The organism is Sodalis sp. (in: enterobacteria) (assembly GCF_036327475.1).
In the GTDB taxonomy this organism is placed as follows: domain Bacteria; phylum Pseudomonadota; class Gammaproteobacteria; order Enterobacterales; family Enterobacteriaceae.
This window is the reverse complement of sequence record NZ_CP132913.1, coordinates 306,758-332,642: the sequence shown is the minus strand read 5'-3', so window position 1 is coordinate 332,642 and position 25,885 is coordinate 306,758. Positions and strand designations below refer to the sequence as shown.

Below are 25,885 nucleotides of genomic sequence, written 5' to 3'. Positions count from 1 at the left end.
ACCGACCAGCAGGCGGCGCACAAACAGCCGGGTATGGGTACGCTACGTAATAATGCAGATACCGACGGTCGGAGGGGTAGTATCAGGATGGGACTGAAGCAGCGGGAAAGAATGGCGGCAGAGGTTAGAGGTTAAGGGCATGCGAAAACGGAACAGGCGGCGGTATTCTTGGGTATGTGTAGGGAGAGAAGAATAGCCGGCAAGGCGATAAACACATGATGACCGGTAGGCCTGGAAGGGTCGTCGGCGTATTCAATTCTGGGAGCGAGGCCTCATCGAACTGACGGTTGTGATGGCAAAAGAGCCTAGAAGGCATGAATTATTAGTCGTTAGGCTATCAGAATACTAAACCATTAGCCATTTGGCGCTGTGGCCATCCAGCCGCCCGCTGATTAAATTTTACATTACACCCTTCGTAATCGTCTAACGCACCTCGCGTGGACGAACTACCGGCAATAAAAACCCGGCTTTGCGCCAGGTTGACCGCAGTGAACAAACTGTTCAAATATCGAGCTCCTTCTTACTCTTTTCTTCAGTGTCTTCTCTTGTTTCTTTTTGGCACTTCTATCTTGCCTCTACTCATATCAGCCTGGATTGAAAAGCCGAGTTCAGCCCGCCATGGCTAAGCAGGGCCGCCAAGTTGGCGTCAACAGCCCGCATGCCTTCAAGAGCTATTTTTTCTGAACGTGCACCACTAACCACTGTTGCATGGTCGCAATTTCCGCCTTCTGCGCGCCGATGACATTTCAGCCAGCTTACGCATCGTCGGATGCATCGCTCCATCTCAACCATTATGGATAGTCTCTCGTAGTGCGAGATCTCCTGTGAGCGAAAACATCATCAGCTCTAACGCCAGCGTCCATCTGTTCATGCATGTTTTTCATTGAATATTACTAGCGGTGGAAAGTGTTCACGATCCCGGCCATCTCATGGCGCATACCGGCGGCACAGGTCAGTAAGGGGATCATCAAATTGCAGTGGGAAGAAAGGCAATTTGCGCATATTCTTCGCGCAACGTCAGCTGTTTAGCTTTTCCGTACAAAGCACCATTAATCCGGCTCCCAACTATCCGCCTCCAGCGTCGTTATGGCGATAATCGTCATCGATACCAGTTTGTGATCTGTTCGCATGCCGGTCACGGGATCAATAATGTGACTGATACGCTTGCTGTTAAGCTTATATAACAGTTACGATGGCTGCTAGAGGTGTTGTGCCGTGTCTCTGCAAATTCATGATGGCTTCCGTCATCACGGCTTCGTCGGTGGGATGCTGTATAGCCGCCGCGGGGGCTATTAGCTGGGCGAAATACCACGCTGCTTTAGCAAGGTGATCAGATGATCGGTCGCATACCCCTCGCCCACGGTGGAAAGATCGACGTACAGGTCTGGCAGTGATTTTTCCTTGTCGGTTTCGATAAGCTGTAAATGTTTTAAACCAACGCACGCACGTTTTCGATTTGCCGAGCGTCAGGGTCATCGAGAGTTGTTTTCCTGTACCAAACCCCCAGAGGTTGACCAGTGGCCCCTGTGAATGCCCATGCGCCGACTGATTTTCACGCCAATACGTAGCGCGGTGGGGACAATATCCGCCATGCCAGAGATAACGGGCTGCAGCTCAGTTCCCCGATAGCAGTTAAAACAAGGCAAAATCGTGTTATCTTGCCAGGTTGAGAATCGTTAGATAGCAATATTGCCACCTAACGCCGCTGATCGGCCTGAAAACTCACCCGGAGACAAACAGTCGACAAGCTACTTAAGTCAACGTGCAAAAGCTATGAGCTGAGTGCATAACAAGTTAGTGATATTGACAGGCAGGGCTGCGATGCGCTACGGGGCTCCCAGGCCCCATAAACGCCTCATGCAAGGAGTGGCCCGCACGAGGCGACTTGAGACGGATGAAGGAGCCTTTTAGCCCGCGCGTTTTAGCCTGAAGTCGTGCGTCGGGTAGCAAAGGAATTAACACCATGAACCTCAGAACGCTGAATGCGGTTCACCATGAGCATAATTGAGCATGCGTTGTGCTACCTCATCTGCGCCCCTGATGACCTCCGAAAGGTGCCAGTCGCTGCGGTTTACCCACTTGGGAATTGGCGATTTCATGTCATACACCATGGTAATGATCCGATCGTGGGTTTGGACATCAAGATTACCCAAGATGGTGGTCAACATCATCTGATAAACATGAGATGTTACAGTAAGTTGACGTTTCCGCGCCTCGAGCGAACAGGACCCGATAGTGTGGATCGTATAATTTGCGTGATAAATAAATAGCCAAACTCATATACAACATCGACATTGTCCTTAACGCTTCACTGATATCGCGCATCAACGCGACACTGGTGTTCCAAAGTAAATTTGTTATTCGCGCCGGTCACGCTGGTGCCATCGCTAAACAAATATCCTGCTGGCATAAAAGACAAGATCTCTGGATGTTGCACTACCCGCATCTAGATATCCTGACGCAGATTGAGGCAAAGATCCTCACCGGCGAAATGCAGCCGCTGAGGATGAATGTCCGGCGACAAATCTACATCCACCGTATCCAGATTGCGCGATAAAATCTATACGCGGCGCACCAGAGCAGTTACCGCACTTGACTGCGGTGACGGGCATGCTGTTCAACCAGGGTGTTCAGAACGAGGACAAATAATTCTTGCGTTAGCATGTCAGCAAGTTGCTGCTGCTCTGGCGTTACAGAGCGGCCGACGTTCGATCGCATCAAAGAATAATAATCGGTTTTGTCTGCGGCAACCACCCTTTGTCTTGGCGAGCCGTCATGGAGGCTTGCCAAGATCATTTCGTTCCTGACCTCAGCTCTTTTTCATCATGACCCAATTTAATGCAACTGCGCAGTATGTTGACAAGGACAAGGACTATAGATAACGAAAGTAATAAGCAGCTCAGCAAAATTAATTACAGGTGTATCAAATAGCCAATAAACCAGTAACAACAACACTACTGCGCTGGTCACGCCCCAGCCAAGCTGGCTGCAAACCAAGATATAGACAAATTTTCAACCAGCGTTCACAGTGAAACTTTTTATATATCCTCACCTGATCCCCCAGATACCCCGTTACGCACGGGCTTTATAGTTGCAGGGTTAATGCCATTCCTAAATTATTATGTTAATGCATGTTCAGGACGGCGCCAGGCGGGTAATAAAATGTTTGAGACACCATTAAGACGGGCAGAAAAGGCCTACCGCGGCAGGCCTTAGCGAGAAGGTGAGAAGATCACAAGCCATTGGCAATGGACTTCCCAGGTAATCGCCATTAATTTTCGCCGATAATAGTGGCTTTGGTTGACGTAAAACGTTCGCCATTCATATCCACAACTGTCATATTGCTATTGTTACCAGCCACCACATAGGTTGGCGGTATGTGAGGCGACTTGACCGCCATACTAATCGTTTGGCTTCTGATAATAGATCCCGTTGAGCACATAATAGGCCAAACCGACAATTAACACAATTTGCGCGACGCCAGGCAGAAAGAGAAAGTGTGCTCCGCGACCGGGCTCGGGAGCGTCATGGTAACCGCCAGGGCCGATAAGCACCACCGCCAGCACCACCAGGCAGACTGATAACAGCAGTACCAGTAATTTTCTCATATCGCACTTATTTACCCTGTTAATGCAGTAATAAAAGCACTGGTTACGCAAGGTGTTTTTATCTTTAGTTAGTGATTACGCATGCCTAACCGTTCTATTTTATTTCAATTTGATTGAACACACTTTCGTGACGGCGATCGGCCTGCGCGCCCAAGGGATTAACGCCATCCCCTACAGGCTATTTACTGCTTAGTGCCGTGGGTATCTCTATTCTATAACTGATCATCCTTGTTTGATCAGGCATACAATAATTTTAGCCAAAACTCGCGGTATCGCTATTTTTTTTTGGGTATAGCGGCGAATTATTTCTGGACATTACAGGCCAACAAGATATTTGTCGTGGCTTTACCCAATCGGCGACGCACAGCAAATTCGCTATTCTCTGTGGTTGATTGTCATAAATTAAGCCGCATCGGGGAAAATGCGCGTCATTTCTACGTTAGCGACTAAGGCTAGATATCGATAACGAGAAAGATGATAATTATCATTTTTCGCACTGCCGTTAGATGATAGTTTTAATACGTCATTCCGCTCCGATGATAGTGAAAGTGGCGTTCGGCACCCACAGTTTTCGGTGATGTTTTTACCGCTGGCGAGCGCCAAACGATGCCGCAAGGTGTGCTTATCGGCGCTACTTGATAAGATCGTCGAGCCGTTCGTCCGTAATTCCGGCCGGCTCAAGATGTGCGGAAACCTCCGCTACGCTGAATAGTGCCCTGACAGCCGCTTCCGCACTATCGCAAATAGCGTGACCCGTATCGACGGTCAACCGCCCATCCACTTCCAAATGTAGCTCGACAAATACCCGATCTCCGCCGTTGCGGGTACGAAGGTCATGAACCCCTTCCACTCCTGGACAACTCAGTGCCGCGGTGGCAATGCGACGGCGATCGGCGCCATCAAGCTCGCGGTCAAGCAATTGCAGCATTGCGACACGGATCATATCGCGAGAATTCCAAACCATATAACAGGAAATGGCCAGCGCCCCGCTGGCGTCTGCCCTGATCCAGCTAAACTGATGCTCGATGACCAGCGCGCAGAACACCGCAGTATTCACCGCGATATCGGTGATGTAATGCGCGCGATCGGCGGAGATTACCGTCGACTGCGTATATTTTACCACCAGCGTTTGCATGGTCACCAGCAAGCTGGCGCAAAGGGTGCTGACAACAATCACAATAATGCCCAGTCCCTGCGCGGCAAGTGCCCGCGGAGTAATGAGTCGGCTGACAGACTCCATCCCGAGCGCGGCTCCGGCCGCCGCCAATAGCATTGCCTGCACAAACACGGCTATGGCTTCTGCTTTACCGTGGCCGAAACGATGGCCGTGATCTGCAGGCCGCTGTGCATAATATACGCCCACTAACGTGACTATTGACGCCAATACATCGACTAAACCATCCGCCGCCGAGGTCAGTAATGCAATGGAGCCCGTTTCTAGCCATGCCCAAATCTTGATGCATACCAACGTTAACGCCACACCAAGCGACACCAGCGAGGCGATACGCATCAGGCGTTTTCTAGGCAGCCTAGCAATCATAATGTTTTATCCAAATGATAATCATTTACCATACATACTATAATTAAATTCAATAGTTTATTGTGTTGATTCGAGAATGAAAAACAGCTTTTCACTTAGGAAAAAGCGTGAGCGCTAAATAAATACTTTGCTGGTTTCCATTTACGCTGAACAACAATAGAATAACGTATTTATTATTAACATCCATGATCTAAGCACAGTACCCTAAAGGCACTCAAACCGCTTACCATCCATTCCGGTATCTGGGGCGTCGAGTCCGCCTTGCTGAATTTGGCACGTTGCATCAGTACCACATACGTCTGCTGTCGCCCCGGCTTGATTAACGGATACGGTCACAGGTTTGGCGCATTAATAAATCGCGCTAAGCTCAGCAAGCGAATAAATGTCTGCTTTGCAACATGATTCCTTATTTTAATAACTCTGGACATGATTTACCGAAACAGCCGCATTACATTGCGCAATATAGTCAGCGCATCATGCTTTATTGTTAACCCTTTACGAACATTACCTGTTTCTGCCACCGAGCGGTGCACTATTCTTCCAGGCAGCAAATTCTAATAAAATTAAGGTAAAATTATTATATATACATTTATCTTTTCCTTATAGAAAATGATTAACGGTGATACTTCTCTATCTGGCGATAGCGCTTTGATGTTATTCCTGGGGCGACGTGCGCTGGCGGCAAGCGACTGAAAACAGCAGTCTGCACAGACACAGTTTTTCCATTGTGCTCAAAAAACCTAAAGAAACACAATAGGCATTAAAGCGGTAAGTCGCTACGTTGATGCACGGTAATGAAATTAATCAACAACCGCTGCACGACAACAATGGCCAACAAAAGAATATCATTCCGTCATATGCTGGCGTGAAAATATGTTGTATTTTAAACATTTTCCGCCGCCCACGCCCGTGTCATCGATTCTTACCTCAAGACGCCAAAGCACTGTGCTGCTGAAGTTGGGTGAGATATCGTGTAATTTTTATACGAATATATTATGCATCATCGTAACATATCCTTAATTTGCAGCGGAGGGATATCTGTTACTCCCCTGCCCGACGCAGCAGTCTACTTAACTCTTCTGCATTCTCGCTCTCAATTCTGATTCCCGCATTTTTTGACAATAGTCGTCAATGCTCTATTTATCCCATCCATCTATTCCTGACCATTCATTTCAGGCACGACATCCACTTTCTGGGCATTTTCTGAGCATTATTGTTAGCTAAAGTTATCATTTTCATGGTATTGTCCTGGTTTTAGTGTCGTCGTCATTTGGCTGCACCGTTTTATACCTGACGCAATGCTTACTCGATACAGTGTCACTAATAATTACGATGTCAAATACGTTAAGCTGCTAAAAAATGCCGAATATTATACGTCTATTGTTGTGTGCCCGCTGCAAGCACCCTCCGCATTACGAATTAGAGAAGACTATCTATTTTAACGATTAATACTTATGCGACAAAATCCATTAAATTTGACACAGAGATCGTATCATTTTTATTAATTAATTGAAGCAAATAACTTTAAATCATTATTCAACATTATCGGAAAGGCCGGCCTATTCCTATAAAGATTAAGTGGCCTAGCCTGTATTACTCACCATCGTTAACTATTAAACGTAATGTGGCGCTTGTCAATAAATTTCCCGCCATCCTAAAGATTTATTTCTAAGAGAATTGTCTTCGTTGGCGATGGCCAAACATTATCCACAAGAATAATCTGAACGCCATCAGAAAATTTCTTTATTATAGCAAGTGTTCATGTGATCAAATTGTCTTAATAGCGTTATTGCATCTGCGTCAGCTACTCACCATGAATATCATTTCATAGATATTAATCTCAATAATTTTCACCCTATGCGTGCTTAATTGTCAGCCGACATTACGCGCCACGGACAAGCGACCGCGGCGCTCATTTTAAATCCATCAACGGAATGCCTTACAGCGCGAATGCCCGTCGAAGTGACCGTGAACCTATCATTCGGAAATCTCGACATTACCCGCGCAACGTGTAGAGCTAAACCGTGCCTCTTCTGGCATGGGGCACAATTTGCTTCCGACAATCGACGGACGCTACTCCCTTTCCAACAATCTGACATTTAAGGAACGTAAGATAACGGAAAAGGTAGTGCCAACCACGGATACAACGCATCATCACTACCCACATCAACCTCCTATCCCTGCGGGATAAAAGAAAATGCTCTTCGCTTTATTGAATTAATAATATGTAATTTTAATCTAGATAATATGGCGCCTTGATTAGAAAAATCGCATAAATAGTTTTTTGATTCTCTCGGCATAGTGAAAGTTTTTAGTATCATCCAACGCTTGAGCGTCAAAAATAACAACTGGAACAAGCAAAAGCAACTTAATATTTATATTTAATTTTAAAAGCAAAATATAGCCGTACATTTTCTTATCGGTATATTTGAGAAGGCATGCAAGTTTTCATCATCAATCTCAAAGCATTACCCAAACGCCATCAATTCATTGAATACCAGTGCCAACATTACTTTCTTACTCCCTTGATTATGAGTTTATCGAAGCCAAATTAGTTGCGCTCTTACGCCACATCCATATCTATCGTCTTATTTGCGAGCTCGGGCCTAAGCATCATTGAGGATTAATGCTGCTGACCGCTAGCTGTCAATACCTAAAATCGATTCAGATATTGGAAAGACCCACTGCCTAGGGTAGTTGATACCGAAATGACACACGGTTATCATCATCAATTGCATGGCCGCGCGCAACATAGCGGAGGGTCTCTCGGTATGGATGGTAGCCAACAAATTTCTCATTTTCAGGCTCACTCCTTTTGTCAGCTATGTGCCGTAGTACCACCGGTCATTTTGTATGGCATCCATGCAGCTCAGTCACACATCAGTGTTATCTACAAACCTGCAAATCTGAGGCGGCGCGCAATGCCATTTGGCAATCATTAAAAGCGCGGACGCCGTGGAAGGTTAAGTGGAAGGTTAAATGTAAACATCTGCTTTGAGGTCTGCTGGCTGATACGACCTTTTGTTCATCGTAAAACAGCGATCTTGTTTTTATGATGAACAAGGCTGAAGGAGTGCTGACACAGGGAATTGTCTGTGCCCCTGAAAGTGGCGGAGAGACAGGGATTCGAACCCTGGAGGGGATTGCTCCCTTAACGGTTTTCGAGACCGCCCCGTTCAGCCACTCCGGCATCTCTCCTTTTTACGATTGTTATCATGCCCTGTTTTGCGGTATTTTAATAGTATTAATCCGTCATCACGATTCAAGTGATGATTTATCGAACAAGATGATGATCAAGTGGCCATGGCAAAGCACGCATCCCGCCAATTCAGATGAAACAAACTAGGATAGGGCGGTATCAATCCCTCTATCTATCTCGTCAATGAGCAGCAAAATTGGTGGCACTGGCAAAGAAATTTCTGAAAAAATTCGCTCCCTTGCAGACACTGGAATTTTATGTCAAGAAGGAGCATGTGTTCATTCATTCAAGTGAACCGCGTTTTGCCCGCTGGTAACAGAATCTGAATAGTCTCCTCCACCCCTCCCACCCGCGAGGCCATTGCGAGAGTCTGTTATTCCAGACACGGAGCTAAAATGCGCACTTCGCATATCGTTCCGTTCTCGCGCCGGCTCTTGCCATTCTGAAGCAAGTTGAGGATATTTCCGGTGATGGTGGGCCGGTGTTCACATGGTAGGTTGTGTTCCCAGGCGATTATAACCGGTATATAAACCGATGTGCGAAAAAGCCGTAACAAAGCACTGCACCTGATACTGATGGAATACGAAACAAGATATCTGCGGTCACGGCTTCGACACTGGCTGAGTGGTGGAGATTGACCCCTACGATCCGACCTCCACAACGCGCAAGCATACCAAAGAGGGCAAAACCACGATAGACGCAGCCAACCCACGCACCAACAATCAGTTCCCATACACTGGAGCTAAGAGGGTACAGACCCCCTCCCTCTTAGCGAAATTTACGTGATATATTCTAGTGTTCGACCGATGTCTCCTTCAGTGCAATTAATAAAAGCGCATGAAGGGATGAAGAATAACCAAATGGCGGCGACCCTACCAGGCACTAATGAGTATCGCCGTTTTGACCTGGTCACGCGGGTGTGAAATTACTGGTATCCCTTTACACCAGGCAATCGTGCACTGTTCATTAACATCCCGCATCCCGGCGAAGGCTCAATTAACACTACCTTAAGCCTGGCTTCGTACATGTACATTCCTTATCAAAAAATCGATTAAACTTTTACATTATATAGAATGGATGTCATGCACGACTACTCTTTGCGTTTTGCAAATATAGCGCTGGGTTATAAGGGTTTGCCTGCGACAAAATATTACTGGGACGATACAAAAGGCTCCCTTAACTGCCATCATTTGCCTTAACGGTTCTGGTGGGTCAACACTACTTAAAGATATAGCAGGGATTCGTTCCGTTAAGTGGCTTCTGTGCTACTGGCGCATTGGTGTCAGTAGGATTAGCATGACTTGAAAAGACAGCTTAGTGCATTATCAGGAGATTAGCTTCAATGCACGCCCTTTATCATCCCTCAACAGGCAAACATATCATGCTTGATAAGCCTTTTCATGCCATTGATGTCACGACTATTGATGACTTGCTTATGCCGATAAACCGCTGAGGTAAAAATTCGTTAAATTTTCACTACCACTCGAGGAAATTATTTAATAATAAAACCCGCTTCATGTCTTTATGTATCCTGACGACATTTATGCTTTTTATTTTTTACTTTTCGGAGAAAGCGAAAATTAATCATAGCAAGCTTTTCTGTTATTGGCGATATGGCAAAATATCGGCCTGTACCACATAGAACTGCATACTATTGTCGGCTACAATGGCGATGCTCATGTTTATAAGCACTCTCTCCTGCTGACGCGATCGCTATATCTAACGTCAGATATCATACTGGTAAATGGTTTACAACTTAAAAGTTTTATTTCTCGGTTGATCGAGGTAAGTGAAACTTCCGCACAAAGAGGTCTTTCATGCTGAATCGTTTGATCTACATACCTGGTAATTAGTGGCAAATGCAATATTATAAAAGCTTTTTCACAAGATAAAAAGTGATTGTGATTTTATCAGGCTAATACCCGTGCTTATGATGCAAAACTTACCTGAAAATAAAATCATTAAGACTGTCGCTACGATCCTGCAGGAAAAGTATAGTGCCTCGAAGGCCATATGCATTCAATATACACTTACACTTCCTTTCCCTTCAAGGGATATATACCGAATCAGAGGCCTCTGCCACTGACGTTGCCAGCATACTTAAGAAAATTAAAGAAAACAACGCATTAGTTGTTTTTCTGAAAACATTTTATCCTGGTTGAACAAATTGCCAGAGAAGCTGATCTTAACATAGCTGGCGTGCTTTTATGCGGGTGCCTTGTCAGAGCAAAGATACCTGCATCTAAATACCTGTAAATGATAGACATAACGTAACGGCGATTGTAATAGCGACGAGCAATAACCGTAATACTCACCACAAATACCCGCCGATCAGTTTTATATATATGATGGAGAACATCATGATGAAGAAATTCTTGCTATCTACTGCATCTTAACGTTGCCTTTAGGCCTTTCTGTGATGCCTGCTTTCGCAGATGAAGATGTAACCGCATGGCGTCTGTTCGTCGCCGATGGTGAATGTTATTATTCACTGGATAGAGATAAGCTCGCATTTAATTTCGCTATCCAGGGTATACTGGCGTAGTATCGACAATCGCTTCATGCATTGCTTTCCATGATCACGGAGATCATGAATATTGATATTCAAAACTATTACCACTGGAAGGAACGGGTAAGAAACCTAGTCATGTTATTGAACGTCAGGGTAAAATTGCCAAGTGGTTTGACGTGGAAGATAGCGCGTAAATCCTTGGTGAAAGCGCCGCTCTAAAGGTCAGCAGGAATATAACTAAAGTAAATGCTCCGCATCGTGGCGTTGCTGTTTCTTGCGATAATCATGCTGTCGTATTCATTTCTAATCCTGATGATGCTTCAAACAACCTGCCGGCGCTCGCGTGGTGGACCTGCAAGGTAAAAAGTGGGTGATAATGCCTTATGCCACGGACTTCACAGCTCAGCCGACTCTTGTGAGACTTTTGTCCTGTCATACGAAAAAACGTTGCCAGAGAGAAGCACATCGACCTTGATCAATGGTAAGGGAATGCAATATTTTATCGATAATTATTGGTCAGACCGGATTATTCTGCTCGACCCTACCGAATCAGATAGCGTCCGTTTGATTTAGTAGCTTACCCGTCGAGTCTATTTCGTTGTAGGCCAAGTACGCGCGAAATTCGCCTATGTGGCAGTCAGTGCGTGTCACTAATCCCTATTTAATGGATAGCCACAGGAATGTCCTTTGACGCTAATTTCACTGGTCTTTTTAAAAGAAGTAGCGTTTAATGCAATAATTTTACTTCTCAACGGATCGGTGACGTAAATTTTATTATCAGCGACTACGATTTTCTTCGGCTGAGGATCATTGGTTTAATGTTGTTGTAGTCGGCGGTTCAGGTGTACATACTTATTAATACATGTAAAATCTAACAACGCCTTTCATAAGAGATCTACTGAATAACAGATCTCCTTGCTAGACTTAATAGTCTTCTCAATTCACCTTGGGAATAACATCCATGAGAAATGTTCTTTCATTTTATTCACACACTTTATGGAATTTATTGCTCTTGCCAATTACATTAGAATCTTTTAACCTTACAAGTAATATACTTATTTAACTCTCTCAAAGCTTTTGACTAACGTAGCATTGAACAGAAAGAGAAGTTGTATTCAAGTGCTGCTACAGCAGCACAGGCTCCTAAAGTCGTCGTCTGGAACTGGCTACTATACTGACTGTAAAAGTTACTGATAATGCTATCTTCTATAGTACGCAACTGATTTCCTAAAAATCTGAACTCGCCGTATCTTTCGCCTGAAATACCAGAGTCGAAGTTGAAGCCATCGTTAGTGAGAATACAACTATCTTACTTATTCTCATATTAACTTCTTGTTAAATCTTTCTCTGAAACTACAGCATGAAAACATATAACTAGTTATTTTCGGTATACGAAATATGAGCTTAAATTTTATAAAATAACATAACACGCAAAATAATGATACTATCGGCTAGTGATGCTCTTCTGCAGAGGCGTTCTGGCTAATTGTAACTAATACGTAGGAAAGCTATAATGACCAGATATAGCCTTATATTTTATACGTTTAAACGCTTCAGGCCTGCCCATGATAGACAGGCTTTTATTAATAGACAGGTTTTTATTATAGACAGGTTTTTATTAATGCCGTTTAACAGAATTTATTTATTAGCTTTCTGATCCTCATTTTAGTGGTGAACATCGACTGAAAATTACTGTGCAGCCGGGAAATATAACGCAGAAAACAGGAGAGAAAACACTTAGAAGTGAAGAACGCCTATCGTGAAGAACCCTTCCGCAAAGCCATCCGATCAACGGTCCCGGTGTCATGCCACAGTGCGTCACCATGAGGTAGATCCGTTACTTACCAGATATATAACTGAGTCCTGGCAGCCATCTGCAGGACAGGAGCGTTGACCAGAAACTATACGTTCCAGCCGTGGCATTTTCATATTATTAAATTGCTTTCGTAGCCATCTGTACATTTCTTCTTTCTTCACCGAATAGCTATCTGCCGGTTCCTGGTTTACTGGATTGGCAAAGCTGTCGAGATCGGAACACTGAAGCAGTAATCGTCCCCTTCTAGCCGGATATTAACCTTGGCGTGATTAAATTCGCCTGCCTCGATCATTGCCAGTTGCTGCCCAAGTAGCGGAGCAAGTTCGTCAGACTATCTTCCCGCCGCAATGACTATACTATCTCCCTGCCAACGCTCGCCATTAGTTCACTCTGTCACTTCGCTTTATGATTGACATTGACGTCAGGCGATACACCAAGAAGGTAGCCGCTAGCCCATCATCCTCGAGAAGCACTGAGCTGGCTGTAACGTAACGGGTTTGATCAGCCGCCACATTATCGTGTCTTCAGCAGTCGCCGTGGAGTACGCCATTACCCCGCTGGGCAAAACGTTAAAGACACATTTTACGATGCTCATCGCCTGGGCGAACCAGTACGGCCCCGACAATGATGATTAACTATTAACCCATCCAGGCGTCACTTCTGGATCGCACGCCTCACCCTAATCGCCGCGCAGTGAGCGGCACGCTTTACTGCATAAGCCCCATGCTCGCAGAACGAGCCGGCGATCCCTGATGCAGATGTAATATGGGGCTACACCGTCAGCAGGCGGAGAGCCGCGTTCGGGCCTACGGCAGAACTAGAAACCTTGATATCTAACTTCTGAGAACCTTTGTCGCGGTAGCCGATCTGCACAACTTTGCCCGGGCACATGCAATTAGGCCGGACGCATTGGGCTATCAGCCAGCAGATGCAGCAGATGGAAAATCCGGTGAGGATGGCCCTTGATCAAAAAAGAAGACCGTAAAAAGCAACACAACGATGCCTTCGTTCTCTTAAGGACAGCCGTTTTCCAAGCGTACTGAATCCCATCTCGACGTTTCGGAAACCTTGTTGCTGTATTTATTGAGTCAAATTGCCCGCTGGGCGCTCTGTTTAAATCTGGAGATGAATTGTGGGCCGCAGCTCGTTTTAAATGAACGTACCGTGGGGAAATCGATATGACCCTCTCGACCCGGCAAGATCCCACCCTCGAAGGGTCACTTGCTCCACACCTCCACGACGGTGTGGAGCTGCTCGGCGCACTACGCGCATCTGCCAGCTGAGCCTATCCATCTAATTCTTGCCGACCACCCCAACATTATCGCCGCGTGGCGGTGAGCACTAGGCCTATATGCCACCTCCAATCTGATCGGCGTCAAGGCCCAGCGTGACGTAACCGCACGCTACTAGTGGAAAACGACCGCCTGCCTTGTTTGCAGCAGTTTTATCTGTGGATACACCCGGCATGGGCAGCGCACGGGTAAGAAAAGCCTTTGAAGTGCTCGCCAATAGCCTGGTATCGTCGAATTCCTTTCCCGCAATAATCACAAAACAGATCAGTTGAAACACTTCTCATGAACCATCCAATAGCCATCCTAACATCCCGACCGGGAAATGATAGCTGCTCACTGCCGACCGCTGTATGAGGGGTTCAAGCAGTCTTGGTTGTTTTGGCTTTTCGATACACAGCAGCAGCGCATCACTGTGTAGCTTGTAAGCAAGGCGTGTAGCCGCGGCTATATCCTCACTGCCTACCACCGAGCTTTTCTCGCCGGACACCGCCAGCCTTTACCGTTGTCGTCCGTGGTGATGCCGCGCGGCTGCTTTTCCACCGCCCAATAGCCGATCAAGGCCAAGGCGTTGCACGATAGCCGCTAATCGTGCTGAAAGTCTATTCAGTAACATAGAAATGCCCCTTGGGCGTCATTTAATATCCGCCGACCAGATGCACGGCGTGAGATCTGTATAGTTTCCGAGCTTCTTTGCCGTGCTGCAGGTGTCTTGTACCGCCACAGCGTTAGGCCAGCCCTGAATTCGGTTTAATGTCCCTCCTTGCCGAAATGATATTGCGTGATGGTTCCGGCTATTTCGCTAGGTTGTATAAATAGCGGTTGTCCGGTGACACAACAGAATGCCGTAAGCTGCTGTTTTTCTCAGCAGGTTGCCATCGCTGTGTTGAAGATCTTTGTAAAATGTCGTGTCCTCGTTAGTTCTCTTATTGCCAAATCCTACTATTCCACTGTTCCGCTGTTCCACTTTCCCTCGGTTGTTCCATTCTATTATTATCACAAATGATAATATTAATAAAAATAAATAAACATATTTCGTTTTTATTTATTAATTTTGTGTGTGAACCTCCGCCAGCTCACGGTTTTCCGTTAGGCGTAAACTACCCCTGATCACAAACGTCCACCTGACTCGAAGGAGATCGACGGCCGAGCGCCAAGGTGCTATGACATTGCTTGCTTAACGATGCGGCTCTGTACCGCGCGTCACGTACCTTGCCCTTGCCGACCACACGAAAATTGTCAACGGTGATAGCGCCGCCGCTCAACGCGTGTCGTATAGTCTGCCTAAGCATCTGCGCTGTATGCGCGCGATCGCGCAACGGTGGTACGCCGATGCGGGAGTTGTCGCCCCTATATCAACCTGATAGATGCCCAAGGTGGCAGCGACTTGCAATGTGTCCGTGAACTTCAATCCTTGTTGAATCAGTATGCCCATGCAGTATGCCCATGATTGCCAAATGCTGACCGCCAGCCTCAAAGCGCTGCGGCAGGTTCTGGATTGTATGCTGGCAGGGTGTTGCCATATGACATTAGCGGCCGACATTGCTGAGCAATTACTGTAAGCCCTACGGTCGATACCGTGGTCACGCAATTCAAAACAGAGTGGGAACAAGCTTTCGGCCAACAGATGATGGGCACACCGAAACGCTAACGCTATAGGGCCGCCACAGCGCCTCAGCCCGCGCAGACCCCATCGGCGGCGGACACACCATCCGTACTCTGCTGAATGGTTCCCGACGCCACGGTGCTCCAAATCTGCGCAAGAGCCGCTCAGTAGCCCAACGCCGTACACTATGCACGCTCGGCAATAATGCTTAGCCGATACCCGCCTGATGCAGATCGTGCATATTAATGGCCCCCACTAAGTCACCCTTGGCATCGACCACCGGTGCCGCAGTGATTTGCTGCTGATGCAGGGCTTCAAGCGCCGCACCGGCACGCCAGTCGAGGGGGAGTCGATACCCGGGGGTGGTCATCGCGTCGGCAATCGGCACTGTGAGCGCCTGTCCTTTTACCAGCCAGCGCCTGAGATCGCCGTCGGTAAACACTCCCACCAAACGATCCGCAGGGCCGCAGACCGCGGTCAGACCGAGCCCGGTGCGGCTGAGTTCAAACATCGCGTCCATAACCGTGCCCTGTACGGCGATGCGCGGAATACGCTCGCCACGGCGCATCACATGATGTACACGGTTGAACAATTGCGCACCTAAGCTGCCACCAGGGTGTGACCGGGCGAACTGCTCCAAGCCGAAGTCTCTCTGGCGCATCAGCGCCATCGTCAGCGCATCCCCCATCATCAGGGTGTTTACCGCGCTGGAGGTCGGCGATAGCCCCATCGGACAGGCTTCACGCTCGACGCTGATGTTAAGCACGCAGGCGGCGCCCTGGGCCAGCGGCGACGTCAGATTGCCTGTCAGCACAATCACAGGAATCTGGCTTTCCGTCAATAGCGGCAACAGGGTGTCCAACTCGCGCGTGCGGCCGGAGTAGGAAATAAACACCACCACATCACGGGCATCGATCATGCCCAAATCCCCATGCAGGGCTTCTGCCGGATGGACAAAAAAAGCCGGCGTACCGGTACTGGCCAGAGACGCGGCAATTTTCTTTCCGATGTGGCCGGATTTACCCATGCCGGCGACAATTACTTTTCCTTCGCAGGCCAGCAGCAATCGGCAGGCGGTAACAACACTACCATCGAGGCGATCGCGCATCCTCTGCGCCTCACTGATTTCAATGTCCAACGTTTCTCGGGCGAAGGCCAATAATCGTTCATCACTCATCTTCGTTACCCACCACGACGACCTCGATACCGCTATCACGCAATGCCTGGAGCGTGGCCGGCGGAATATCGTTGTCGGTAATGAGAATCCTCACCGCGCTAAGTGCGCAGACGATATTGGAACTTTTACTGCCGAGCTTTGACGAATTCACCAGAAAATACGCTGCTGTGCGGCCCGGCACATCCCCTGGCTGACCACATGCATTCATTTAACGTGGTCACACCGGCGGTCAAATCAACGCCGTCGGCGCCGATGAACAATTTATCGAAATTGAAATCGGAAAATGCCGCCTCCGGCAGTGTGCCGTGGAAAGAGGTAGAATTTTCCGATAGAGTGCCCCGGCATTAGGATCACCTAATCATTATCCAGCTTAACCATCTCGCTAACATAGGCTATTAGTCATGACGGTAATATTGTTACGCCAGCCAGGGCACCATGTGCCACACCGTGCTTCCGGCGCCGAATATCAGCGATTTGCCATCTTTGATCGGCAATGCCGCATGCCGGGCAATCTACCGCTTTTAGCGGTATTGACATGGGTTTTGCGATCGATGGGTTGGTCGCCCTCTTCACGACTGAGCACAATGACGCCATGAGTGCGTATTATCACACTTCCCTCTTCCAACTGGCTCAGATCTTTGCGGATAGTGGTGTCAGTGAGGGCGACATGCCCGGCAAGATCCTAGATGGAGATTTTGCCGTGGAGTTGTAGATAGTCGATTATCTCGGTCTGACGATACCTAGGTTTCTCATGATATTTTTCCAAACGGAGTATTCCCTTGCCACCAGATCCGCCGCCAACGGCGGCGATGAAAGCAAGAATGTTTTAAAATGAAAATATCATGATTTCGGTTCAATCGCTAATGCTAGGGCGGTTTGACACGCCAGTTCTTTAAGGTAGATCACAATCGGATTGAGCTGTTCACGCTGCAATCCTATCAGTTACGTTAACGGTTACGGCCGCGCAAACACCGTCATTCCGCGTAAAACGAACCAGCCGCGGACGCTTGCCTTGGCCGTCAAACGCCAGCACCATCACCACCCGCGATCGAAAACACCCCAATGAGCGGCTGACGCCGACGCATCCCGGCCCCTATAATTGCATCAACGCCCGATTAAAGCGCCGCACTTGGCGCCAACTTAGCAAAATCTGGCCGGATCAGGCGAGCAGAGCAAACATAATCAATACCGAGCTCTGACTCATGTTTTCTCTCCTTGGCAACGCCCTCCCCCGACGCCCGCTGGGGAGGGCGCCTGAAAGCACCACCTGACCGCCGGTAATGTTGATGGATTGACCGGTACGAGGTTTATTTCTGGCGTATTCAGGACGTCCTGATGGTCACAACCCTGTTTAGCGGCACTTTATCGATATAATGGTGCTCCACCTGCTCGACAGGGATACCCAGCCTTTCGGCGTATTGCGGCAGCAACGATTGGAACACAGCGATTTCAGTAGATTGCCAAACAACACCGTAATGCCATGTTCTGTCAAATCCAGCGCCAAGTTTGCTGCCGACTTTCCACGATTTCGAGTTGATTTGAATAATACGACCGGCGGTTTTATCACGGATCATCAGTCGGAAAAATTCACGCGCACAGAAGATACCTCTCCAGATTGGCCTATAACGACATATTGAAATCGTTCAACCTGAATTGGCAATCGACGCGGTTTTTGCGACGCCAGCGCTGTAGACCAGCAATATACCCCTCACAAGGCCTTATCCACCTGCTGCGCCAGAGAGATGATGCTCTGCTCGTTCGTGACGTCTACCTGCCAGCCGCGGTCAACTTCTCCTATCCCCTGTTCGTTCAGTTCCTCAGCAACCTCTACTGCGTATGCTCACCATGCAGATCGGCTACTGTGACACGATATCCGGCGAAAAAGAGCCAAGTCTGCCACTATCTACTGCTATCGCCACCTATCCATTACTATCTCCCGTATGATGATATTTATGTCTGTATAGTCAGTTCACTGCCAATTGCAACATCCGATGGCATGGGACCTGCGACATGCACTGAGCCAGGAAATTCAGCCTGATCGGTGCCGCCAAATGGACCGTGATATGCTCCAGTCCGCGCAGATTCTGCGTCGCGTCCGACCCGCTGCCGTAATGGGAAAGGTTCGATCCCCCTGGAATCATCGCCATACTGACCAGTAGATAAGCCTCGATATCCTTAATGTGCGCCTTCATGTGCACCTTCTCGGAACAGAATCACCGTATTTTGCCGCCAGAGATTCCTCGGCGTTTTCCCCTTAATGCCAGCGTCACCAGCCCAATCGCGCTGTTGGCCAGGGGCTTAAGTCCGTGGGTAATGCAATCCCCGGCCCAGATGCTATTGATGATTCCGATCAGCGCAGAAACGAAAGCCATGAACGGCAAGATGGTTTCAGCACGGTGTCGATGGTATTACGCCCCACCTGAAAACGGCTATAACAGGCACCATCCTCGTGCCAATTTTCGTCAGCACGCTGTCGCTTTGTCCAGTAATTTTTCCGCCGCGCCAGCGGCCAGCCTCTCCCCCGAGCCGGCAGTATCCAACGCCGGTTTTACGCCGAAGGCGGCTGCGGGTCGCTCCTCAGTTGTGGCAACGGCGCGCGAAACTGCTATGTCTGTGACGGTTCGCGCCACGCACCCCGCGTTGGCGCCATGAGAAATCCATGCCATTAGAACGCCGATCAAGGGTCGTGTCGCTGGCGTTCTCTTTATCATTGGGTAGTGGAACGTATGGAAAGAGAGATGGAAAGAGAGATTGCCGAGCTGCCGCTGCGCCGCACGAATTACCGCCCAGCTCGCTGCGGTAACTGGCGCCGGATTGGCGGGCGCGGCACTCGTAGGCTTATCGCCGATACAACGGCTGCGTTCGCCTGGGGCGTTGACCCCGCCTGCGACGCGGCAGTATCGTCGCAGGCTTGCCCGTCGGCGCCTTTAGGCGTGTTGGCTGATGAAACTAGACGCCCGCGCGCCCTGCACTGAGCATCGCCATCGATCTGCCAGAGCGAGCAGTGAGAAGCCATGGGTTATCACTACAGCCGGATAACGACGATGCTACGCCATCGCCCCTTCCTCTGGCGCGCTGTTAGGGTACTCTTACGCAACAGCGGCATAAAAGACCGCATCACGCCAGATATCGCCCTCTGTTCCCCCTTCCCGGCTAAACGCCTGTCCTACAGCCCGACCGCGCAGTTAGGCTACGTCATCTCTCAGCGGCGCGCCGTGCTATTGCTGTGCTCGCAGACGGCAGGACACTGGGATGAGCCTCTGGCCTACAGTATGCAGTGCGCTCTGTGCCCGGTATCTGGCGCAGAGCGCATCATGGAGGGCTACTGTCGTTACAGCCTGAAACGGGCCCGCTAGACACTGCTGCTCAGCTCAGCTCAGCGCGGCGACAGCGCGGTTGGCATCTGCGCGGCGCATACCATTGACTACCTGCGATCGTTGACGACGCATGATATCCAGCAGGGGCTTTGGCGCCGACAGGTGCATCGGTGGCACATATGAGGAGGCGGAAATACCGGCGCGGGTATTGCTGCATATGCTGTCGCTATGACTGAACTTGCCTTTGCCGGTGGCGGATGGGCGTCCGCTCACATCGGAAAGCATCAGTATCGACACAATGCGCTAGGAAGCGATGCTCTGCAACGAGTCAGACCCTGTGGCGCCTCTGCTCGGCCAGGTTTCCCAGCACGTGGTTCCGCCTGCCCGTCCGGAGGCGCTGCTGCTGCTTTGTCCAGCGCCTCCGGGTGGACCAGCAAATTGGCTATATTGCTAGCTGCCTGTTCTATACCGCCGCAGAACAGGATAGCATCCTGTTCTGCCATCGCCACGGTGCAACGCAACGGCGCTCTATGCCTATCTTCTCGCTTTTCTGACGGACATGTCTGCAACGCTAAACACGCTGTCCGCAGCCGAGCTGACGGCTCTCAACGCTTCGCTGACGCAGTAGCTTGGCTAGCAGTCTAAGGCAGATTGGCACGAGGCCGGGCGGCAGCGCCAGGCGCGACTGGTGCAGGCGGCAACAGCCCTTACCAACGAACACCACCGCACTACCACCAGCGCCTGCTTCGGGAAACGAACGTTGGTGGCGGCTGCATAATCAGAGATCGCCCGCTTAGCTCTGGTGCGCACTGACGTTGCCGTATCTCCCACCGTTGCCGTATCTCCCACTGTTCCCTGGCAGGTAATAGCCCCCGCCTGGCCATGAAAATAATCGCACACCCGCACGCGACAGCGCCAGTTACGAGATAAAAACGGGCCTGTTTCCCTGTTTTGCACTGCTGATGGGGCAAAAGCACAGTGCAGCCAATTTTCTCTGTAAACACACGCGCGACCTTTAAAGACATCCTCGCTATTATCAGCCAGTACTGTCATTGATTAAATAGCTCATCAATTCCTCACGCTAACAAAAATAAAGTGCGGGAAAATAAACTAACAAAAATAAATGCAATAATTAAATGAGTGCGCACGGTTTTTGTTTCCAAAACACCTTTAGACAACATTAGTTACCGTTATAGACAAATTATTTACTTATGTTAGGAATGCCTTAAGCGATGTTAGGAATATCTTAAGCGGCGATTGAAAAGTATTCTTACTTCAACACGGACTTGGTTAAATGATGTTTACGCCTACGCTGAACGACAGTAGGATCATTCTTCGCTGCTGAAAGAGTATTTCACCCATTTCACATTGCTCGACTTTCCGCGGCGGCACGTGCAGTAGACGGTAAAGAGGAACGTGGCTTTATTGCATCCCATGTCATTTAATAGGTAATTAATGTCATGTTGAATTACGCTATAACATTTTCGACGATCGTTATATCACGACATCAATATGAACATACTACGAGGTAAACCCCATGAAAAGATCTTTGTTATTGATGACGCTGCTGTTGTGGGACGGTATGAATCTTTCCGCTTTCGGTTCCGGTCTGTTACGCGCCAGCACGCCGTAAATAAACAGGCCTTAGGTACCATCTTCGCCACCGGCGCCGCAAATTTAGATGAATTAGAGCGCAATATCGCGAAAAAGCGGATCCCGTCATTCTTGGCAGCTTGATCGCAATCTGGCGACAAGCCAGGCGTCCACCCTAGAAGCAAAATAGCGGCATGGAATCCGGCTCTCCCGCGCTACATATGGGCACGTAATAATGATGCACTCATGCGAGATTATCACGACATGGGATGGTGCGTGCCTCAATATGACGGCCGTATGCTTTTGGAAATGCTGATGCTGGAAGGCTTTCAAGCCAGGTTGTCCTGGATACCGTGCTGCGAAAACGCGCGGCTTTCCGCGAAGCGTTTTGCGAAAATTGAAGCAACAATTGCCGGAACCTGCCTCAGCACCTCACCGGCGAAGAGGTGCTGAAAGGCGACGGCGTCACGCAGGTCACCTCGACGCCGCTTTCACATGGATTTCCTCTGAGCTGAAAACGTGGCTTTAAATTTGCAGAGCTGAGATTGTTTACGTCTGCATGCAAGCTGTCGAATTGTGAACGATCACAGTGCCGAATGCTTCTACCGAGCGCCTGGTCCCTCATTTCTAACCAGAACGTTTCCGACGTAGAGCTGTTCCCCTGCACGGTATGGGGTGACATCTCGCATAGCAAGAGGCAAGTCCGCCATTGTCGCTGCAAATGGCTTTTCTACCGCCGACTGCATCAGTGAAGCGCTAGGCATTTCCCGCGAACCGCGCGGCAGGAATGCATCGCGCTAGGAGGGCGCTCGGCGTGTTGCGCCGGGTACACGACAGAGCGGTAGCGATCAAACCAACATCCGAGCCGCCACTGGCCCCGCGCCACGCGGCGCGACTGATGCAGCCAGAGCAAACGGTTTTTCTCGACGCCGACACTACCAACGATGCTAATGGAAAAAGTTGAGCGCCATGGCTGGTTTAACCATTCTCACCAACACTCTGGATGCCACGCGAAAACTGGCGGAGGCTAGTGAGCAGGCGCCAGGCACGCATCAGGTGATCGTGAATCGCCAACATTTATCGCTACCGTGCGGATTTCGTCATGCCATCCAGGTCGGTATCGACGCTAACAACGACACCGGCAGCTATGATCTGCGCGGCTAGACTGGTGATTCTTGCTGACCACGACAAGCTCGATGTGAACCAGCCAAGCGGTTTATACCCCATAATTGCCGAATAAACATCTCGCGCGCCTCAGCGCCCTGCTTAGCGCCGGTGAACCGGCGTGCGGTGACGCTCACCGAGCCGGAGGTACAGCCCATGAACATCCGCAAACGGAATTTCCCCACAGAAAAGGCGCGTTGGCATACGATATTGGAATTTTCGCCGTCGCTACTCGGCTGCGTCAATGATCAGCCAGGACTCGTTGTTGTTTCATACACACCCGACTAGGTGTTAGGACTGGCGCCCTATCCCGATATTCTAAAATAGGACTTCAACCGCAAGGTGATGCAGCCCATTCATGGCGGGCAGGTCAGTATGACCTGTCAGATCCGGCAGAATGGATTGCGCCATACTGAAACGCTGCTGCCATTTTGGCCTTCAGTCAACAATGATGCACTGGACCGACAACAGATTCAGCGCGGCGCCAGCTATCTCTTTCCCCTGAGGTGCTCGGCACACATATCGGCAATTCACTATGCCACGCCACCTGCCAAGTGACACACGCTATGGGCATTGAGCTTGATCCGGTGCGGACCGACGCCGTATAGTAGGTCACTTGCCACCGCATCGCGCTGTGTAAACAACTGAGCCCGCTGCTGCACGGTTGTGCGTTCCGTATTGATGCAGAGCAGTCGGGACAACTGATTCACTGGGTAGCGGAAGGCGTCGATAGCGGTGGTGCTGATAAGCCAGTCGACATTGCCGGAATATATGTTGTGTGGGCAACTGCACATTCCCGGACTGACCTCGCGCACCGGTATCGGTCGAGGTCTGGGTAAACCAGACAGCCTATATCAACCACGCAACAGCATGTGTAACACCACCTCACTTAGCTAACGCAGACCCCGACTCTCGGCGGCGAATGGCTTGCCGAAGTCGGCCTGGTGATGCTGGTGCTGGGCCCGAACTGCCATGCTGCTTGGATTGATCGCTGAATAGTCGCCTGAGCCGCTAGACAAAGCGTTGTTTCGCTGTGCTGGGCCGGCAACGCAGTCCGTTATCTCGCAGAGACGAATATGATCGACGTTTAGCGCTACCGGCGATATGATGCGGCCTGTCAGTCACCCGACGCTGCCAGATCGGTCTGCCAAAAGACGTTCGTGCTTATTTGGTACTTTGGCACCAGAATGGTGAAAACGCCGCACCGCATTATCGTAACAGCGCGCAGCGTTAATGCCTGCGGGACAGATATACCCGTTGAGAACCTGATTAATCATGCTGTCCTGCGCCTGCGTCCAAAGAGCAGTATAACGATTGCTTGAGCAGTGCAGACATCTTCTCAGAGATTAAACACATGTTAGAAAAACTATTTAAATTGACGGCCCACCGCACCACGGTACGTACCGAGATTGTCGCGGGCCTGACAACCTTTTTGGCAATGGCTTATATCTTGTTTGTCAACCCGACCATCCTCAGCGCAACCGGTATGGACAAAGGATCAGTGTTTGTTGCAACCTGTCTTGCGGCGGCAATCGGCTCTATGTTGATGGGGTTTATCGCCAACTACCCGATCGCCCTGGCACCCGGCATGGGGCTGAACGCCTTTTTCACACATACCATCGTGCTACATATGGGGTATACCTGGCAAATTGCGCTGGGTGCAGTGTTCTTGTCGGCGTTAATTTTCTTTGCGCTGTCAATTTTCAAAATCCGCGAATTGATCATCACTAGCATTCCGCTGCCGCTGCGTTCGGGTATTACCGCCGGTATTGGTTTATTCCTGGCCATCATCGCGCTACAGGGTGCCGGCATCGTGGTGGATAATCCGGCGACGCTGGTCGGTCTGGGCGATCTCACCCGGCCGGGACCGCTTCTTGCCATGCTGGGCTTCATTATCATAGTGATACTGGAAGCCCGACGCGTGCCGGGCGCGGTGTTAATCGGTATTCTGGCGATTACTTTTTTGTCCATCACGGTGGGCATCAGCCCATTTGTCGGCGTCGTCTCCATGCCGCCGTCAATCGCCCCAACCTTCCTGCACCTGGACATCCGCGGCGCTTTGAATATCTCACTAGCGGGCGTTATTTTTGCCTTCCTGTTTGCAGACGTATTTGATAACTCCGGCACTCTTATCGGCGTGACCAAACGCGCAGGGCTGACGAATGAACAGGGCGATATCCCTAAAATGGGTAAAGCGCTGGTGGCCGATAGCGCCGCGGCGCTTTTTGGATCGCTGTTAGGTACCTCCACCACAACTAGCTATGTCGAATCTGCCGCGGGCGTTAGCGCTGGTGGCCGCACCGGTCTTACGGCGATCATTGTCGGTATTCTGTTCCTGTTTAGCCTGTTTTTCGCGCCGCTGGCCTCAAGCGTACCCGCGTTCATTACCGCGCCGGCGCTGCTGTTTGTGGCTGTGCTAATGACCTCCGGGCTGATGGAGATAGACTGGAGAGATATCACCGTGTCGGCCCCGGTCACCGTTACCGCCCTGACCATGCCGCTGACCTACTCAATTGCCAACGGCATCGCTTTCGGTTTCATTACCTGGACGCTGGTAAAACTGCTGACCAGCCGTTATCGCGATCTGAACGTGGCGCTGATTGTGCTGTCGATTCTGTTTGTCATTAAGCTGGGCTGGCTCAGCGCCTAATGCCGTTTATGGGCCGGCTGGCGAACGCCGGCGCGGCCAGTTCACCGCCGATACCCTTACGCGGTTACCGCGACGTTCTTTTCCTCTTTTAAAGACCGCTACGGGCCGTATTACCCGAGCCGACCGCATGTGCGGCAGCATAGCCCACTATCACGACAACCTGTGCCGCGGGTCGGCGTCGCATTTATTGATGATAAGACGCCGCATGACCATGCTCTGGTGCCGACCCAGGCGAAGTCTAGAGCGACGCGGGTTTAACTGCCACCAGCCCCGCCGCATAAGCCGGCGTAGACATGGTTCACAGATAAAACGATACGATTCCGCCATGGGGTGTAGCGGCGCGATACCGTTCGAATCAATCCCGCAGCAGCGTTTTGTGGTGATAAAATGCATCATGCCCTGCTGGAAGCTAAA

Annotated in this window: 14 protein-coding genes, 1 tRNA gene and 4 pseudogenes; 8 read left to right on the top strand and 11 right to left on the bottom strand. The window is 49.7% G+C overall.

All coding sequences use genetic code 11. The annotated features are described in order from the left end of the window. Window positions 1-1,049: 1,049 nt before the first annotated feature. On the bottom strand, window positions 1,050-1,130 hold the full coding sequence (locus GPOALKHO_RS01810; RefSeq protein ID WP_406703318.1) for a hypothetical protein: 81 nt from the start codon (window positions 1,128-1,130) through the stop codon (window positions 1,050-1,052). 162 nt (window positions 1,131-1,292) lie between these two features. Next, complete coding sequence (locus GPOALKHO_RS01805) at window positions 1,293-1,415, bottom strand: hypothetical protein (protein WP_406703316.1); 123 nt, start codon at window positions 1,413-1,415, stop codon at window positions 1,293-1,295. Between the two features lie 923 nt (window positions 1,416-2,338). Between GPOALKHO_RS01805 and GPOALKHO_RS01800 the strand changes: the two genes are divergently transcribed. Continuing rightward, a complete protein-coding gene (locus tag GPOALKHO_RS01800; RefSeq protein ID WP_406702723.1) occupies window positions 2,339-2,557 on the top strand; it encodes a hypothetical protein in 219 nt (72 codons plus the stop codon). Window positions 2,558-3,401: 844 nt separating this feature from the next. Here the strand turns inward: GPOALKHO_RS01800 and GPOALKHO_RS01795 are convergent. The 3 genes from GPOALKHO_RS01795 to GPOALKHO_RS01785 form a co-directional block, all read right to left on the bottom strand. Further along, on the bottom strand, window positions 3,402-3,608 hold the full coding sequence (locus tag GPOALKHO_RS01795; RefSeq protein ID WP_406702721.1) for a hypothetical protein: 207 nt from the start codon (window positions 3,606-3,608) through the stop codon (window positions 3,402-3,404). 631 nt (window positions 3,609-4,239) lie between these two features. Continuing rightward, window positions 4,240-5,148 carry a cation diffusion facilitator family transporter gene (locus GPOALKHO_RS01790; protein WP_406702719.1) on the bottom strand — a complete coding sequence of 303 codons (909 nt, stop codon included), beginning with the start codon at window positions 5,146-5,148 and terminating at the stop codon, window positions 4,240-4,242. 3,108 nt (window positions 5,149-8,256) lie between these two features. Then, window positions 8,257-8,346: transfer RNA gene (locus GPOALKHO_RS01785), tRNA-Ser, on the bottom strand. Between the two features lie 803 nt (window positions 8,347-9,149). Between GPOALKHO_RS01785 and GPOALKHO_RS01780 the strand changes: the two are divergent. Beyond that, a pseudogene (locus GPOALKHO_RS01780) lies at window positions 9,150-9,402 on the top strand (alkaline phosphatase PhoX); the annotation flags it as partial. Window positions 9,403-13,172: 3,770 nt separating this feature from the next. Then, the gene (locus GPOALKHO_RS01775) at window positions 13,173-13,310 is read left to right on the top strand and encodes a winged helix-turn-helix transcriptional regulator (protein ID WP_406702718.1); all 138 of its coding nucleotides are present in this window, start codon (window positions 13,173-13,175) and stop codon (window positions 13,308-13,310) included. Window positions 13,311-15,778: 2,468 nt separating this feature from the next. Here GPOALKHO_RS01775 and gutQ read toward each other — a convergent pair. The 5 genes and pseudogenes from gutQ to srlE form a co-directional block, all read right to left on the bottom strand. Beyond that, window positions 15,779-16,747 (bottom strand): arabinose-5-phosphate isomerase GutQ, encoded by a 969-nt coding sequence (gene gutQ / locus GPOALKHO_RS01770; protein ID WP_406702716.1) that lies wholly within the window; start codon window positions 16,745-16,747, stop codon window positions 15,779-15,781. Beyond that, window positions 16,740-17,513: pseudogene (locus GPOALKHO_RS01765) on the bottom strand (DNA-binding transcriptional repressor). The gene gutQ and the pseudogene GPOALKHO_RS01765 overlap by 8 nt, the downstream one beginning before the upstream one ends. 495 nt (window positions 17,514-18,008) lie before the next feature. Next, window positions 18,009-18,625: pseudogene (locus GPOALKHO_RS01760) on the bottom strand (SDR family NAD(P)-dependent oxidoreductase); the annotation flags it as partial. An 86-nt stretch (window positions 18,626-18,711) separates the two neighbouring features. Then, window positions 18,712-18,939: a hypothetical protein gene (locus tag GPOALKHO_RS01755; protein WP_406702715.1), complete on the bottom strand. Its 228-nt coding sequence runs from the start codon at window positions 18,937-18,939 to the stop codon at window positions 18,712-18,714. Window positions 18,940-19,002: 63 nt separating this feature from the next. After that, window positions 19,003-19,240: pseudogene (srlE, locus tag GPOALKHO_RS01750) on the bottom strand (PTS glucitol/sorbitol transporter subunit IIB); the annotation flags it as partial. Between the two features lie 224 nt (window positions 19,241-19,464). On the opposite strand from srlE, the gene GPOALKHO_RS01745 reads away from it, so the two are divergent. Next, window positions 19,465-19,722: a hypothetical protein gene (locus tag GPOALKHO_RS01745; RefSeq protein WP_406702713.1), complete on the top strand. Its 258-nt coding sequence runs from the start codon at window positions 19,465-19,467 to the stop codon at window positions 19,720-19,722. Window positions 19,723-19,761: 39 nt separating this feature from the next. After that, a complete protein-coding gene (locus GPOALKHO_RS01740) occupies window positions 19,762-20,103 on the top strand; it encodes a hypothetical protein (RefSeq protein ID WP_406702711.1) in 342 nt (113 codons plus the stop codon). A gap of 15 nt (window positions 20,104-20,118) precedes the next feature. On the opposite strand, the gene GPOALKHO_RS01735 is transcribed toward GPOALKHO_RS01740, so the two are convergent. After that, window positions 20,119-20,361, bottom strand: coding sequence for a hypothetical protein (locus GPOALKHO_RS01735; protein WP_406702709.1), 243 nt, complete (start codon window positions 20,359-20,361; stop codon window positions 20,119-20,121). 1,482 nt (window positions 20,362-21,843) lie between these two features. On the opposite strand from GPOALKHO_RS01735, the gene GPOALKHO_RS01730 reads away from it, so the two are divergent. The 3 genes from GPOALKHO_RS01730 to GPOALKHO_RS01720 all read left to right on the top strand — a co-directional run bounded on the left by GPOALKHO_RS01730 (window position 21,844) and on the right by GPOALKHO_RS01720 (window position 25,471). Next, window positions 21,844-22,110: a DNA-3-methyladenine glycosylase I gene (locus tag GPOALKHO_RS01730; protein ID WP_406703314.1), complete on the top strand. Its 267-nt coding sequence runs from the start codon at window positions 21,844-21,846 to the stop codon at window positions 22,108-22,110. Window positions 22,111-22,626: 516 nt separating this feature from the next. After that, window positions 22,627-22,821 (top strand): hypothetical protein, encoded by a 195-nt coding sequence (locus tag GPOALKHO_RS01725; RefSeq protein WP_406702708.1) that lies wholly within the window; start codon window positions 22,627-22,629, stop codon window positions 22,819-22,821. Between the two features lie 1,354 nt (window positions 22,822-24,175). Then, window positions 24,176-25,471, top strand: a complete 1,296-nt coding sequence (locus GPOALKHO_RS01720; protein WP_406702707.1) for an NCS2 family permease — start codon at window positions 24,176-24,178, stop codon at window positions 25,469-25,471. Window positions 25,472-25,885: the final 414 nt, after the last annotated feature.

What these genes read in the sequence shown, in the direction of transcription:
- gutQ (WP_406702716.1), bottom strand. Translation starts at nt 16,747, where the DNA reads ATGAGTGATGAACGATTATTGGCCTTCGCCCGAGAAACGTTGGACATT.
- GPOALKHO_RS01795 (WP_406702721.1), bottom strand. Translation starts at nt 3,608, where the DNA reads ATGAGAAAATTACTGGTACTGCTGTTATCAGTCTGCCTGGTGGTGCTG.
- GPOALKHO_RS01790 (WP_406702719.1), bottom strand. Translation starts at nt 5,148, where the DNA reads ATGATTGCTAGGCTGCCTAGAAAACGCCTGATGCGTATCGCCTCGCTG.
- GPOALKHO_RS01740 (WP_406702711.1), top strand. Translation starts at nt 19,762, where the DNA reads ATGGGTTATCACTACAGCCGGATAACGACGATGCTACGCCATCGCCCC.
- GPOALKHO_RS01755 (WP_406702715.1), bottom strand. Translation starts at nt 18,939, where the DNA reads ATGAAGGCGCACATTAAGGATATCGAGGCTTATCTACTGGTCAGTATG.
- GPOALKHO_RS01720 (WP_406702707.1), top strand. Translation starts at nt 24,176, where the DNA reads ATGTTAGAAAAACTATTTAAATTGACGGCCCACCGCACCACGGTACGT.
- GPOALKHO_RS01810 (WP_406703318.1), bottom strand. Translation starts at nt 1,130, where the DNA reads ATGCGAACAGATCACAAACTGGTATCGATGACGATTATCGCCATAACG.
- GPOALKHO_RS01725 (WP_406702708.1), top strand. Translation starts at nt 22,627, where the DNA reads ATGGCTGGTTTAACCATTCTCACCAACACTCTGGATGCCACGCGAAAA.